General features: G+C 63.2%; 14 protein-coding genes. 9 read left to right on the forward strand and 5 right to left on the reverse strand.

Annotated elements, in window-relative coordinates:
* Nucleotides 1–31 precede the first annotated feature (31 nt).
* Genes OZ911_RS04625 through tldD form a run of 3 tightly spaced genes read left to right on the forward strand, consistent with a single transcriptional unit; the run spans nucleotide 32 to nucleotide 6,155 of the window.
* Nucleotides 32–3,853 (forward strand): YhdP family protein, encoded by a 3,822-nt coding sequence (locus OZ911_RS04625; RefSeq protein ID WP_023046944.1) that lies wholly within the window; start codon nucleotides 32–34, stop codon nucleotides 3,851–3,853.
* Nucleotides 3,854–3,861: 8 nt separating this feature from the next.
* Nucleotides 3,862–4,713: a carbon-nitrogen hydrolase family protein gene (locus OZ911_RS04630; RefSeq protein WP_023046945.1), complete on the forward strand. Its 852-nt coding sequence runs from the start codon at nucleotides 3,862–3,864 to the stop codon at nucleotides 4,711–4,713.
* Nucleotides 4,714–4,715: 2 nt separating this feature from the next.
* On the forward strand, nucleotides 4,716–6,155 hold the full coding sequence (gene tldD, locus OZ911_RS04635; protein WP_016485026.1) for a metalloprotease TldD: 1,440 nt from the start codon (nucleotides 4,716–4,718) through the stop codon (nucleotides 6,153–6,155).
* 124 nt (nucleotides 6,156–6,279) lie between these two features.
* On the opposite strand, the gene yjgA is transcribed toward tldD, so the two are convergent.
* Nucleotides 6,280–6,801: a ribosome biogenesis factor YjgA gene (gene yjgA, locus OZ911_RS04640; RefSeq protein ID WP_016485027.1), complete on the reverse strand. Its 522-nt coding sequence runs from the start codon at nucleotides 6,799–6,801 to the stop codon at nucleotides 6,280–6,282.
* Nucleotides 6,802–6,910: 109 nt separating this feature from the next.
* Between yjgA and pmbA the strand changes: the two genes are divergently transcribed.
* The 6 genes from pmbA (at nucleotide 6,911) to OZ911_RS04670 (ending at nucleotide 12,179) form a co-directional block, all read left to right on the forward strand.
* A complete protein-coding gene (pmbA, locus tag OZ911_RS04645) occupies nucleotides 6,911–8,257 on the forward strand; it encodes a metalloprotease PmbA (RefSeq protein WP_095115789.1) in 1,347 nt (448 codons plus the stop codon).
* A 126-nt stretch (nucleotides 8,258–8,383) separates the two neighbouring features.
* On the forward strand, nucleotides 8,384–8,785 hold the full coding sequence (locus OZ911_RS04650; protein WP_023046946.1) for a hypothetical protein: 402 nt from the start codon (nucleotides 8,384–8,386) through the stop codon (nucleotides 8,783–8,785).
* Nucleotides 8,778–10,154: a class II fumarate hydratase gene (locus tag OZ911_RS04655; protein ID WP_268968580.1), complete on the forward strand. Its 1,377-nt coding sequence runs from the start codon at nucleotides 8,778–8,780 to the stop codon at nucleotides 10,152–10,154. The genes OZ911_RS04650 and OZ911_RS04655 overlap by 8 nt, the downstream gene beginning before the upstream one ends.
* 45 nt (nucleotides 10,155–10,199) lie before the next feature.
* On the forward strand, nucleotides 10,200–10,661 hold the full coding sequence (locus OZ911_RS04660) for a DUF2753 family protein (RefSeq protein ID WP_023046947.1): 462 nt from the start codon (nucleotides 10,200–10,202) through the stop codon (nucleotides 10,659–10,661).
* A 1-nt stretch (nucleotide 10,662) separates the two neighbouring features.
* Nucleotides 10,663–11,274 carry a superoxide dismutase gene (locus tag OZ911_RS04665; RefSeq protein WP_023046948.1) on the forward strand — a complete coding sequence of 204 codons (612 nt, stop codon included), beginning with the start codon at nucleotides 10,663–10,665 and terminating at the stop codon, nucleotides 11,272–11,274.
* 11 nt (nucleotides 11,275–11,285) lie between these two features.
* On the forward strand, nucleotides 11,286–12,179 hold the full coding sequence (locus OZ911_RS04670) for a ZIP family metal transporter (protein ID WP_016485033.1): 894 nt from the start codon (nucleotides 11,286–11,288) through the stop codon (nucleotides 12,177–12,179).
* A gap of 44 nt (nucleotides 12,180–12,223) precedes the next feature.
* Here the strand turns inward: OZ911_RS04670 and OZ911_RS04675 are convergent, their stop codons facing one another.
* From OZ911_RS04675 to hpf, 4 genes are read right to left on the reverse strand one after another with little or no spacing between them, the layout of a single operon-like run.
* Nucleotides 12,224–12,496, reverse strand: a complete 273-nt coding sequence (locus tag OZ911_RS04675; RefSeq protein WP_016485034.1) for an HPr family phosphocarrier protein — start codon at nucleotides 12,494–12,496, stop codon at nucleotides 12,224–12,226.
* 19 nt (nucleotides 12,497–12,515) lie between these two features.
* A complete protein-coding gene (gene rapZ, locus OZ911_RS04680) occupies nucleotides 12,516–13,370 on the reverse strand; it encodes an RNase adapter RapZ (RefSeq protein ID WP_016485035.1) in 855 nt (284 codons plus the stop codon).
* A gap of 2 nt (nucleotides 13,371–13,372) precedes the next feature.
* Nucleotides 13,373–13,837, reverse strand: a complete 465-nt coding sequence (ptsN, locus tag OZ911_RS04685) for a PTS IIA-like nitrogen regulatory protein PtsN (protein WP_016485036.1) — start codon at nucleotides 13,835–13,837, stop codon at nucleotides 13,373–13,375.
* 12 nt (nucleotides 13,838–13,849) lie between these two features.
* On the reverse strand, nucleotides 13,850–14,158 hold the full coding sequence (gene hpf, locus OZ911_RS04690; protein ID WP_016485037.1) for a ribosome hibernation-promoting factor, HPF/YfiA family: 309 nt from the start codon (nucleotides 14,156–14,158) through the stop codon (nucleotides 13,850–13,852).
* Between the last annotated feature and the right edge of the window lie 60 nt (nucleotides 14,159–14,218).

A 14,218-nucleotide genomic window follows, 5' to 3' on the forward strand; every position in this document is an offset into this window, starting at 1 on the left:
CGGCCATCATGGATAAACGACTTGGAGGGCCATGGCCATGGGACGTCTGACCCGCGTTCTTGTCGCCTTGACCCGCTGGGGGCTGGGCTTTTGCGCCCTGCTGGCGGTATTGGTGGCGCTGTATGTCAGCCTCGGCCGCGAGTTGGTGCCGCTGGTGGCCGAGTACCGTGCCGATGTGGAGCGCAAAGCCGAAGAGGCATTGGGCCTACCGGTGCATGTCGGTGCCCTGGAAGGGCGCTGGAGCGGCCTGGCGCCGGTGTTGCGGGTACGTGACCTGCAACTGGGTGAAGGTGCAACGGCGCTGCGCCTGGACGAGGTAAAGGTGGTTCCCGATGTCTGGGCCAGCCTCACTGCCCGCGAAGTGCGTTTGGCTCGAATACAGCTGGGCGGCCTGCAACTGATCCTGCGCGAGAACGAGCAGGGTGCCTGGCACCTTGAAGGCTTGCCGAAGAAGGACGATGCGCCACTTGATCCCGCCGAACTGCTGCAGCGCCTTCGCCAGTTGGGCCGCATTGATGTCTTCGACAGCCAGGTCACTTTGCACCCGTGGCAGCGTGACCCGCTTACCCTGACGTATGTGAGTGCCGGGCTGCAGGCAGGTGCTTCGCGCCAGGTTGTGAACCTGCGTGCAACCCTGCCCGATGGCCAGCCCTTGGCGCTGAACCTGCGTAGCCGTATGTCGGCCGAGGCCTGGCGTGACGGGCAGGTAAATGCTTACCTGAGCCTCCCGCAGAGTGACTGGGCGCGATGGTTGCCCCCGCGGCTGCTGGGGCAGTGGCATGCCGACACGCTGCGAGCGGGCGGCGAGTTCTGGGTCGACTGGCGCAAAGGGCAATTGCAGCAGGCAGTGGTGCGGCTCAACGCACCAGAGCTGCAGGGCGGTTATGCCGGGCGCAAGGCCGCGACACTGAACAACCTGGCCTTGGGCGCCTGGTTCCAGCGTCAGGCTCAAGGCTTTGATGTAGTTGTCGACTCCCTGGCCATGGACATCGGCAAGACCCGTTGGGAGTCGCACCTGCAGTTGCAGCAGCGCCCTGGCGAGAACGCTGCCGATGAAAGCTGGAAGCTGCAGGCCGACCGGCTCCACCTTACGCCCTTGACCCCGCTGATCGACGCGCTGGCACCGCTGCCTGACAATGTCATGGCCGTGGTCGATGGCCTGAAGGTAACCGGCGCGTTGCGCAATGTACGGCTGGAGGCCCGGCCCAAGGCCGAGGGTGACCAACGCCTTCTGTTCGACGCCAACCTGGAGAAGATCGGTTTCAATGCATACCACGGTGCCCCGGCGGCCGGTAACGTCAGTGGCAGCATCAGCGGCGACCTGGGGCATGGTGAACTGCGCCTGGATACCGATGCGTTCATGCTGCACCTGTACCCGATCTTCGCCAAACCCTGGCACTACCAGCAAGCCAATGCGCGCCTGACCTGGGCGCTGGACAAGGAAGGCTTTACCCTCGTTGCGCCTTACCTCAAGGTGCTGGGCGAGGAGGGCAAGATTGCCGGTGACTTCCTTATTCGCCTGTTGTTCGAAGAAGGCCGCGAGGACTACATGGACCTGCGTGTCGGCCTGACCGAGGGCGATGGCCGCTACACCGCCAAGTACCTGCCTGAAGTGCTAAGCCCGGCCCTCGACGAATGGCTGCGCAGCGCCATCGTCAAAGGCACGGTGGATGAAGGCTACTTCCAGTACCAGGGCTCGCTGAACCACGGCGCCGCGCCAGAGGCTCGCAGCATCAGCCTGTTTTTCAAGGTGCGAGACGCAGCCTTGGACTTCCAGCCTGGCTGGCCGCAGGTGCAGCACGTCGATGGCGATGTGTTCATCGAAGACAGCGGGGTGCGCATCAAGGCTCAGCGTGGCGTGTTGCTCGACACCAAGGTGAGTGATGTCAGCGTCGATATTCCGCATGTCGAGGGTGACCAGCACAGCCGTCTTTACCTGGATGGCGACTTCGACGGCAGCCTGGGCGATGGCCTGAAAATACTCAAGGAAGCGCCGATCGGCACGGGCGAGATCTTCGCCGGCTGGGAGGGCGAAGGGCCGTTGCAGGGCAAGCTCAAGCTCGACATCCCGCTGGCCCACGGAGAGCGGCCGAAGGTCCAGGTGGACTTCGCCACCCGCGATGCGCGCCTGAAAGTGGCCCCGCCGAGCCTGGAATTGAGCCGCTTGAAGGGTGACTTCAGCTTCGATTTTGACAAGGGTCTGAGTGGCAAGGGCATCAGCCTGCAGGCGTTCGGCAAGCCGGTGACGGCGCAAATTACCGCCGAAGGCCAGCCGGGGCAGATGCAGACGCGCATCGACGCCAATGGCCAGGTATCGCTGAAGGCACTGACCGACTGGCTGCAGTTCAAGCAGGCCTTGCCAGCATCCGGCGACATCCCTTACCAGTTGCAGCTCAGCCTGGGTAGCCGGGATAACCGGCTGAGCGTCAACTCCACCCTCAAGGGCTTGGCCATCGACCTGCCGGCACCCTTCGGCAAAGCTGCTGCAGACTCTCGCGACAGCCGGTTCAGTATGAGCCTGCAGGGCCAGGAGCGGCGTTTCGATGCGGCGTACACCGACCTTGCACGCTTTGCCTACGCCGCACCGGCCGACAAGCTGGCCCAGGGCCGTGGTGAGTTGTTGCTTGGCACCGGTGACGCCCAGCTGCCCGCTGGCCAGGGCTTGCGCGTGCGCGGTCGCCTGGAGTCGCTGGACCTGGCACCCTGGCAGGAACAGGCGGCCCGTCTTGCTGGCGACGACCCGGGGGGGAGCGCGCGACAGAACCTGCAAAGTGTCGACTTGAGCATTGGTCAGCTGAAGGCCTTCGGCATGGACCTGAACCAGGCCGTGGTACGCATGGCCCGTAGCGGTGCGGCCTGGGACCTGCGTCTCGACAGCAGGGAAGTGATTGGCAACGCTCGGGTGCCGGATGCCAAGGGTGCGCCCATGGTCGTGCGCATGCAGACGCTGCGTCTGCCCGCTGCCGACCCTGCCCAGGCTGAGGCCGAAGACGGCCCGGACCCCTTGGCCTCGTTCGACCCGCGCAAGGTGCCGGCGCTGGACCTGAGCATCGACAAGCTCTACCGCGGCGACGACCTGTTCGGCAGCGCGGCGATCAAATTGCGACCGACAACGCGCGGCGTGACCGCCAGCGACATCGACCTTGACTTCAAAGGGCTGCGCATCGACGGTGGTGGTGGCTGGGAGGGCGCGCAAGGCCGTACCAGCAGTTGGTACAAAGGGCGCCTGGACGGCAAGAACCTGGGGGATGTGCTCAAAGCCTGGGGCTTCGCCCCTACCGTGACCAGCCGTGACTTCCGCCTGGATGTGGACGGCCGCTGGCCCGGGTCGCCTGCTGCGGTGGGCCTGAAGCGGTTCTCTGGCAGCATGGACGCAGCACTGCGCACCGGCCAGTTCGTTGAAGTCGAGGGCGGCGCCCAGGCACTGCGCGTGTTCGGCCTGCTCAACTTCAACTCCATCGGCCGGCGTCTGCGCCTGGACTTTTCCGACTTGTTCGAAAAGGGCCTGGCCTATGACCGGGTCAAAGGCCTGCTGGTGGCCAGTGATGGTGTCTATGTGACCCGCGAGCCGATCAGTGTGACTGGCCCGTCGAGCAACTTCGAACTGGAGGGCACGCTGGACATGGTACGCGACCGGGTCGATGCCAACCTGCAGGTGAGCTTGCCGGTCACCAACAACCTGCCGCTGGCGGCACTGATTATCGGCGCGCCGGCCGTGGGCGGCGCGCTGTTCCTGGTCGACCGGTTGATCGGTGACCGTGTCTCGCGCTTTGCCAGCGTGCACTACCGTGTAGAAGGGCCGTGGAAAGAGCCTAGAATCACATTTGTGAAACCTTTCGAGAAATCCCGCTAGGAGTGCCCATGAAGGCAGCGGTAATCCAGATGGTCAGCCAGGATGATGTGCTGGCCAACCTGCAGCGTGCCGGTGTTCTGTTGGAGCAGGCCGCCTTTGGCGGCGCACGGCTGGCGGTGCTGCCGGAAAACTTCGCCGCCATGGGCCGCAAGGACGCCGCTGCCATCGGCCGCGCCGAAGCATTGGGTGAAGGGCCGATCCTGCCATGGTTGAAACGCACCGCCCGCGACCTCAAGTTATGGATTGTCGCCGGTACTTTGCCCTTGCCGCCGGTCGGCCAGCCCGAGGCCAAGGCTCATGCCTGCTCGCTGCTGATCGACGAGCACGGCGAGGTGGCGGCACGGTATGACAAGCTGCACCTGTTCGACGTGGACGTTGTCGACAACCGCGGTCGGTACCGTGAGTCGGATGACTACGCCCATGGCACCCAGGTGATCGTGGCGGACACGCCGGTTGGGCGGTTGGGGCTGAGCGTATGCTACGACTTGCGATTCCCCGAGCTGTACAGCGCACTGCGGGCCGCCGGCGCCGAACTGATCACTGCACCAGCGGCTTTTACTGCCGTTACAGGCGCGGCACATTGGGAAGTGCTGATACGCGCCCGCGCGATCGAAACCCAGTGTTACCTGCTGGCTGCTGCACAGGGCGGCACCCACCCAGGTCCACGGGAAACCCATGGCCATGCGGCGATCGTCGACCCTTGGGGGCGCATCGTCGTAGAGCAGGCGCAAGGCGAAGCGGTGCTGCTTGCCGAGCGCAACATTGATGAACAAGCGTCCATCCGGGCGCGCATGCCGGTGGTAACGCACCGGCGCTTTTTCTCGCAGGGCGCGTTGCGACCTGCGCATACCTCGGAGTGACTATGAGCCAGATGTTATCCACCGTCAGCGAGCAGCTCCTGGCCCCAGGCGGCTTGACCCTGGACAGCCTGCAGAGCGTGCTGGGTGAGTTGGCCGGCCCCGGCATCGACGCCGCCGACCTGTATTTCCAGGGTCAGATCTCGGAAACCTGGGCACTGGAAGACGGCATCGTCAAAGAGGGCAGCTTCAACCTGGACCAGGGCGTGGGCGTACGTGCCCAGTCCGGTGAAAAGACCGGCTTCGCCTATAGCAATGCGATCAACCTCGAGGCGTTGACCTCGGCTGCACGCGCCGCCCGTTCCATTTCCCGGGCCGGGCAGAACGGCACGGTCCAGGCCTTCCGCAGCCAGGAAGTGACCGCCCTGTATGGCGCAGATAACCCGCTGGATGTACTGAGCCGTGCCGAGAAGGTTGAGCTGCTCAAGCGTGTCGATGCTGCCACCCGCGCCCTGGACCCGCGCATCCAGCAGGTCAGCGTAAGCATGGCCGGGGTCTGGGAGCGCATCCTGATCGCTGCGGCCGATGGCAGCCTGGCCGCCGACGTGCGCCCGTTGGTGCGCTTCAACGTCAGCGTCATCGTCGAGCAGAACGGCCGCCGCGAGCGCGGCGGGCAGGGCGGTGGCGGGCGTACCGACTACCGCTTCTTCACCGAGGAACGGGTGATGGGCTATGCCCGCGAGGCATTGCGCCAGGCGCTGGTGAACCTGGAGGCGATCCCGGCACCTGCCGGCACCTTGCCGGTGGTGCTGGGTTCGGGCTGGTCGGGCGTGTTGCTGCACGAGGCGGTGGGCCATGGCCTGGAAGGTGACTTCAACCGCAAGGGCAGTTCGGCGTTCAGCGGCCGCATTGGCGAGAAAGTGGCATCGAGCCTGTGCACCATCGTTGACGATGGCACGCTCGAAGGCCGCCGTGGCTCGCTGAGCGTAGATGATGAGGGCACCCCGACCGAATGCACCACGCTGATCGAGAACGGTGTGCTCAAGGGTTACATGCAGGACAAGCTCAACGCACGCCTGATGGGTATGGCGGTCACCGGTAACGGCCGCCGTGAATCCTACGCGCACCTGCCGATGCCGCGCATGACCAACACCTACATGCGAGCAGGGCAAAGCGACCCTCAGGAAATCATCGCGTCGGTGAAAAAAGGTATCTACTGCGCCAGCCTGGGTGGTGGTCAGGTGGACATCACCAGTGGCAAGTTCGTGTTTTCGACCAGTGAGGCCTACCTGATCGAAGACGGCAAGATTACCGCCCCGGTGAAGGGCGCGACCCTGATCGGCAATGGGCCGGAGGCGATGAGCCGGGTGTCGATGGTCGGTAACGACCTGGCGCTGGACAGCGGAGTAGGGACGTGCGGCAAGGACGGGCAGTCGGTGCCGGTCGGGGTAGGGCAGCCTACCTTGAAGCTGGATGCGATTACCGTGGGTGGTACCGGGGCTTGATAGCTTCGGGGGCTTTTGTGGGAGCGGGCTTGCCCCGCGAACAAGGCCACATAATGGTGGCTGACACCGGCTTTGCCGGTGTTCGCGGGGCAAGCCAGCTCCCACAGGGCCCCAGAGCAATCCGTCAGCGCAAGCCGCGTTGCAGCTCGTCGAGGTCGCGGATGTACTTGAACACCTTGCGTGCGGCGGCAGGCGGCTTGTTGCGGGCCTTCTCGTGCTGGGCATGGCGCACCAGCGAGCGCAGCTGCTGGCGGTCGGTGTCGGGGTACTCGTTGACGAAGCGCTCAAGGTCTTCGTCGTTGCCGTCGATCAACCGGTCGCGCCAGCGCTCCAGGCCGTGGAAGCGCTCGTTGTACTGGCGGGTCGAGCTGTCCATCTGCTCAAGCAAGGCGTGGATGGCATCCAGGTCCTGCACGCGCATCAGCTTGCCGACAAACGACATATGGCGTTTGCGGGCGCCATGAGCGGTGTGCTTGCTGGCCTCGGCCAGGGCCTTGCGCAGCTCGTCGGTCAACGGCAGGCGGGCCAGGGTATCGGCTTTGAGCGTGGTAAGGCGCTCGCCGAGTTCGACCAGCTCATGCAGTTCGCGCTTGATCTGGGTTTTGCTTTTTTCGCCGTCGAAGGCGTCGTTGTTTGAATCAACCATGGTGGCAGTCCGCTAGAAATCGCCGCCATGATAACCAGTCGGGGGCCGCTTGTCCGGCCCGGTCGTAGAATGACCCCAAGCCGTACGCAGAATTTGAGTGGAGAGAACCATGAGTGCAGTCCAGAGCGTAGGTCCGAAAGACCTGCCAGCATTGCAGGAGCAGGTCGAGGCAATCATTGCCGAGGCGCGCCGCCAGGGGGCCAGCGCCTGCGAAGTGGCGGTATCGCTGGAGCAGGGCCTGTCCACCACAGTACGCCAGCGCGAGGTTGAAACAGTTGAGTTCAACCGCGACCAGGGCTTTGGTATCACCCTTTATGTTGGCCAGCGCAAAGGCTCGGCCAGCACCTCGGCCAGTGGCCCGGAGGCGATCCGTGAGACCGTTGCGGCAGCCTTGGCCATTGCCAAACATACGTCCGAGGACGATTGCTCCGGCCTGGCCGACGCGGCGCTGATGGCCCGTGAAATCCCGGACCTGGACCTCTATCACGACTGGGCTATCGAGCCCGAAAGGGCCATCGAGATGGCCCTGGCCTGCGAAGCGGCGGCGTTCGATGAGGACCCGCGCATCCTCAACGCCGACGGCACCACACTCAATACCCACCAGGGCTGCCGCGTGTATGGCAACAGCCATGGCTTCATTGGCAGTTATGCTTCGACCCGGCACAGCCTGAGCTGTGTGATGATCGCTGAAGGCGACGGCCAGATGCAGCGTGACTACTGGTACGACGTGAACCGCCAGGGCAACCTGCTGGCCGACCCGCGCAGCATCGGCGTACGCGCGGCCCAGCGCGCAGCCAGCCGCTTGGGCGCGCGTCCGGTACCGACTTGCGAAGTACCGGTGCTGTTTTCCGCCGAACTGGCGGGTGGCCTGTTCGGCAGCTTCCTCTCGGCCATTTCCGGCGGCAATCTCTACCGCAAGTCGTCGTTCCTTGAAGGCACCATTGGTCAACGCCTGTTCCCCACTTGGCTGACCCTCGACGAGCGCCCTCACATTCCACGGGCACTGGGCAGCGCGGCGTTTGACGGTGATGGCCTGGCGACCTATGCCAAGCCGTTCGTCGACAAGGGCGAGCTGGTGTCTTACCTGCTGGGTACCTATTCCGGGCGTAAGCTGGGCTTGCCAAGCACAGCCAACTCCGGTGGTGTGCACAATCTGTTCGTCACTCACGGTGTCGAAGACCAGGCCGCACTGATCCGCCGTATGGGCCGCGGGCTGCTGGTGACCGAATTGATGGGGCATGGCCTTAACATGGTGACGGGTGATTACTCCCGTGGTGCGGCAGGCTTCTGGGTCGAAAATGGCGAGATTCAGCACGCTGTACAGGAAGTGACCATTGCCGGCAATATGAAGGATATGTTCCAGCAGATTGTCGCGATTGGTAGCGATCTTGAAACCCGTAGCAATATCCATACGGGCTCGGTATTGATTGAGCGGATGACTGTTGCGGGTAGCTGATCTTTAGCAGAAATTTCAATGTCACTGAAAACCCGGCCCCTGCGCCGGGTTTTTTTTCATCACCTTTCCCTTGAAGTGATTCTATTTATCACTTAATAATGAATATCATTATCCAGTAACCCGGCGATGATGTTCATGAAACCCGTCCTGCGCGAACTCCCCTACCTGGAAAACTGGCGCTGGCTCAGCCGGCGCATTCGCTGTGCGCTCGAGCCCGACGAGCCGCGCCTGATCGAGCATTACCTGGCCGAAGGCCGCTATCTGGTGTGCTGCACCGAGACCTCGCCATGGACGGTGGCATTGACCTCCTTCCGCCTGCTGCTGGATACCGCCTGCGACCGCATGCTGCCCTGGCACTGGCGTTGCCTGTGCCTGGATCAGGCCTGGCGCCCCCTGCTGGTGTTGCGCAACCTCGATCGCCACGAAGAAAACCAGCGCTGGCAGCCCTACGCCCTGCAGTTGGCCAATTGCCGTCTGCTGCCCTCCATTTCTCCCGATGAATTGATGCAAGGATTTGATGATGAGTGATACCCGTATCGAGCGTGACAGCATGGGTGAACTGCAGGTGCCGGCCAAGGCCTTGTACGGTGCACAGACCCAGCGCGCGGTCGACAACTTCCCGGTCAGTGGCCTGCGCATGCCGGCCCAGTTCATTCGTGCCCTGTTGCTGGCCAAGGCTGCCGCCGCCAAGGCCAACGTCGAGCTGGAACAACTGTCTGCGGCGCAGGGCCAGGCCATCGTCAAGGCTGTCGAGCAACTCTTGGCGGAGGACTTCATCCAGCACTTCCCGGTGGATGTGTTCCAGACCGGCTCTGGCACAAGCTCGAACATGAACGCCAACGAGGTGATTGCCACCTTGGCCAGCCGCGTGCTGGGTGACGCTGTCAACGCCAACGACCACGTCAACTGTGGCCAGAGCAGCAACGACATCATCCCCACCACCATTCATGTCAGTGCTGCACTGGCCTTGCACGAGCAACTGCTGCCGGCGCTGAGCCACCTGGTACAGGTGATCGAGACCAAGTCGGCGCAAGTGCATCAGTATGTGAAAACGGGTCGCACCCACTTGATGGACGCCATGCCGGTACGCATGAGCCAAGTGCTGGACGGCTGGGCGGCGCAGATCAACGGTGCCAAGGGGCACATCGAAGCCACCTTGCCAAGCCTGCAGGCGCTGGCCCAGGGCGGTACCGCCGTGGGTACCGGCATCAATGCCCACCCTCAGTTCGCTGCCGGCTTTGCCCGGCAGCTCAGCGGCCTGACCCAGGTCGAGTTTACCCCGGGGCAGAACCTGTTCGCCCTGATCGGCTCGCAGGACACCGCCGTGGCGCTGTCTGGCCAGCTCAAGACCACGGCCGTGGCACTGATGAAGATCGCCAACGATCTGCGCTGGATGAACTCCGGCCCACTGGCCGGCCTGGGCGAAATCGAGCTGCAAGGCTTGCAGCCGGGCTCTTCGATCATGCCTGGTAAGGTCAACCCGGTGATCCCGGAGGCCACTGCCATGGTTGCTGCCCAGGTGATCGGTAACGACGCGACCATCGCTGTTGCTGGCCAGTCCGGCAATTTCGAGCTGAACGTGATGCTGCCGGTGATCGCCCGCAACCTGTTGGAGAGCATCGAGCTGATGGCCAACGTCAGCCGCTTGCTGGCCGACAAGGCCATCGCCAGCTTCAAGGTCAACGAGGACAAGCTCAAGGAAGCCCTGGCGCGCAACCCGATCCTGGTCACTGCGCTGAACCCGATCATTGGTTACCTCAAGGCCGCCGAAATCGCCAAGACCGCCTACAAGCAGGGCCGCCCGATCATCGATGTGGCGTTGGCGCACACCGATCTTTCGCGTGACCAGCTGCAAGCGCTGCTGGACCCGGAAAAGCTCACTGCCGGCGGTATCTGACCCTGCGTCACCGCCTTAGCGCCATCAGCGCGGAGTAGCAATGCCATGCAGCACTGGAAACGCACGACCGAAACAGCCAACCGCCTGTTCGACCAAGGCGAGCTGGTAGACGCCCGGGAACATTACCTGCAGGCACTGGCGCTGGCACAGGTGCTGTTCGAGCGCTGGCATGACGTTGACGAAGCGGTGGCCGCGTTGGTCATCGCCCACCACAACCTGGCTGACCTGCACCTGCGCCTGAATCAGCCGCACGAAAGCGCCGACTACCTGTGCGCCGCCCACCAGCGGCTGCTGCAGGCCAGCCAGGAGGCGCGTTTGCCCCAGGCTCTGCGTGACGCGGCCCTGCGCCACAGTGGGAGAACCTATACCGAACTGCTGAGCTTCATCGCCGAGTACGGTCAGTACCCACGTACCGAGCGCCTGCTCCACCGCCACAATGCCGGGGGCAGCGAGATCGCTGCCCGGCCGGACGTGGCGCCCAGAACCCATGCCTACGGAATTCACTGACATGCCCCATACCTTGCCTGCTTTGCCTTACGCCTACGATGCACTGGAGCCGCACATCGACGCCCAGACCATGGAGATCCACCACAGCAAGCACCATCAGACCTACGTCAATGGCCTCAATGCCGCCATCGAAGGCACCGAGTGGGCCGAGTGGCCCGTGGAAAAGCTGGTCGGTGCGGTCAAGCAACTGCCGGAAAACCTGCGGGGTGCGGTGACCAACCATGGCGGCGGCCACGCCAACCACAGCCTGTTCTGGACCGTAATGTCACCGCAGGGGGGCGGCGAGCCGCAGGGCCAGCTGGCGCAGGCCATCTCGTCGCAACTGGGCGGTTTCGACGCCTTCAAGGACGCCTTCACCAAAGCGGCGCTGACCCGTTTCGGCAGTGGCTGGGCGTGGCTCAGCGTGACGCCGCAGAAAACCCTGGTGGTGGAAAGCAGCGGTAACCAGGACAGCCCGCTGATGCACGGCAATACGCCAGTTCTTGGTCTGGACGTGTGGGAGCATGCCTATTACCTGAAGTATCAGAACCGTCGTCCGGAATACATCGGTGCTTTCTACAACGTCATTGACTGGGCGGAAGTGGAACGTCGTTATGTTGAAGCCCTGAAGTGAGTCGGACCGGTATGCGCTCTGAAGTGATGTCTGTCAGCAGTGTGCGCCTGTTTCGTCTGGCGCTTGGGACTTTGCTGTTGCTGACCGGCACCGCGCTGCTGGTCGCGCGCGGCCTTGCCTGGCTGGACCTGGAGCCACGCATGTTGCGCGCCCTGGAGGGCGGCGCATTATGCGCACTGGGGACGGCGCTGGGGGCGGTACCGGTACTGGTCATTCGCAACATGCCGGTGGCGCTGGCCGACACGCTGCTGGGCTTCGGCGCAGGCGTGATGCTGGCAGCCACCGCATTTTCCCTGATCATTCCGGGCCTGGACGCGGCCCGGTCCGTAGGTTTCAGCCCATGGGCCGCCGGTGGCCTGATCAGCTTTGGCTTGTTGTTCGGTGCGCTGTGCCTGTTTCTGGTTGACCTCAAGGTGTCTGGCGCCTCGCCAGAAGCACTGGTCGGCACTGGCAACCAGCCGGTGATTGCTGCGCGTATCTGGCTGTTTGTCATTGCCATCGTTGCGCACAACATCCCCGAAGGCATGGCCATCGGTGTGTCGGCAGGTGGGGGCATGGCCGACGCCGACAGCCTGGCCATGGGCATTGCGTTGCAGGATGTGCCCGAGGGACTGGTGATTGCGCTGGTGTTGGCCGGGGCGGGCATGTCGCGTTTCAACGCTTTTCTGATTGGCGCTGCGTCAGGCTTGGTCGAGCCGCTGGCCGCAGTGATCTGTGCCTGGTTGGTGAACATCGCCGAACTGCTGTTGCCGCTGGGCCTGGCCTGCGCGGCAGGGGCGATGCTGCTGGTGGTGACCCAGGAGATCATCCCGGAATCGCGCAGTAACGGCCATCATCGTCTGGCCAGCCTGGGGCTGTGCATCGGGTTTTGCCTGATGATGGTGATGGACACCGCGCTGTCCTGATTCATGATCAGGTTTACGCGTTCCCAGCAGGACCGTGCAGGCTTCTATTCGCCTTCGTCGAAGAAGTTGTTGATCAGCTCGACCAACGCATTCATCGCCTCGTTGTCCTGCTCGCCTTCGGTATGCAGGTGCACCTGGGTGCCTTTGCCGGCTGCCAGCATCATCACCGCCATGATGCTCTTGCCGTCCACTAGCGTGTCCGGCGCGCGCCCAACGCGCACCTGGCAGGGATAGCGGCCAGCCACGCCGACGAACTTGGCTGCCGCCCGGGCATGCAGGCCCAGCTTGTTGATAATGGTGATTTCGCGGGCGGGCATCGTGGGGCGGATCCTTGGGCTAGAGGTCGCGGTGGCGGACCTGGACGTTTTTCAGGGATTGCTGCAGCAACTGGCCAAGGCGCTCGGTTATGTACACCGAGCGGTGGTGGCCGCCGGTGCAGCCGATGGCAATGGTAACGTAGGCGCGGTTGCTGGCGGCGAAGCGGGGGAGCCACTTGAGCAGGTAGCTGGAAATGTCGCTGAACATGTCTTCGACATCTGGCTGTGCGCCCAGGTAGTCGATGACCGGTTGCTCGAGGCCGGAGTGTTCGCGCAGTTCAGGCTTCCAGTAAGGATTGGGCAGGCAGCGCACATCGAATACCAGGTCCGCATCGACCGGCATGCCCCGCTTGAAACCGAACGATTCGACCAGGAACGCGGTGCCAGGCTCGGGCTGGTTGAGCAGGCGCAGCTTGATCGAATCACGCAGTTGATACAGGTTCAGGTTGGTGGTGTCGATCTTCAGGTCAGCCAGGTCGGCGATCGGCCCCAAAAGCTCGCTCTCGACGCGGATCGCCTCGGCCAGCGAGCGGTTGGCATTGGTCAATGGGTGGCGTCGGCGGGTTTCCGAAAAGCGCTTGAGCAGCATGCCTTCGTCGGCATCCAGGAACAGCACATCACACTGGATATTGCGCGCGCGGGCTTCTTCGAGCAATTCGGGGAAGCGCGTCAGGTGGCTGGGCAGGTTACGTGCGTCGATCGACACTGCAACCTTCGGTTGCAGCAGTTCGGTGTTGATCAGCGCCTCTTCCGCCAGCTCCGGCAAGAGCGCGGCGGGCAGGTTGTCAATGCAGTAGAAACCATTGTCTTCCAGGACATCGAGGGCGGTACTCTTGCCGGAGCCGGACCGGCCGCTGACAATGATCAAGCGCATGTTCAGTGCTCGTTCTGTTCGTCCAGGACTACCTGGAAGAGGGCCTCGTTACTGCTGGCGCTACGCAAGCGATCACGAACTTCCTTGCGATCAAGCATGCTGGCAATCTGGCGCAGCAGTTCCAGGTGGGCATCGGTAGCGGCTTCAGGCACCAGCAAGACGAACAGCAGGTCCACGGGCGCGCCATCGATGGCGTCGTATTCGATTGGGGCGTCCAGGTGCAGCAGGGCACTGACCGGTGCGGAGCAACCTTCAAGCCGGCAGTGAGGGATGGCGATGCCATTGCCGAAACCGGTCGAGCCGAGTTTTTCGCGGGCGACCAGTTTTTCGAAGACGTCTTGCATCTCCAGTTCTGGCACTTGATCGGCGATGAGGTTCGCAACCGTTTCCAAGGCGCGCTTTTTACTGCCGCCCGGCACGTTCACGAGGGAACGGCCGGGGGTCAGGATGGTTTCAAGTCGGATCATGGATGAGGGGGATCAGCGGGCAGCTGCACCTTGCAGCAGGCTTTGCTGTTTTTCCTTGTGTTTTTTCAGTTGGCGGTCGAGCTTGTCGGCCAAGGCGTCGATGGCTGCATACATGTCTTGGTCTTCGGCATTGGCAACCACTTCACCGCCAGGAATCTGCAGGGTCGCTTCGACCTTCTGCTGCAGCTTCTCGACTTTCATGATGACCTGCACGTTGGTGATCTTGTCGAAGTGACTTTCCACGCGGGCGAGCTTTTCAAGCACATAATCGCGCAGTGGCTGGGTGACTTCTACATGCTGTCCACTGATATTGACTTGCATACAGCTTCTCCTTTATTGCCCGTGCATAAAGAGGCAGGTCTTGCACCTGCCCCACAAACG

It is taken from the genome of Pseudomonas fortuita (assembly GCF_026898135.2).
In the GTDB taxonomy this organism is placed as follows: domain Bacteria; phylum Pseudomonadota; class Gammaproteobacteria; order Pseudomonadales; family Pseudomonadaceae; genus Aquipseudomonas; species Aquipseudomonas fortuita.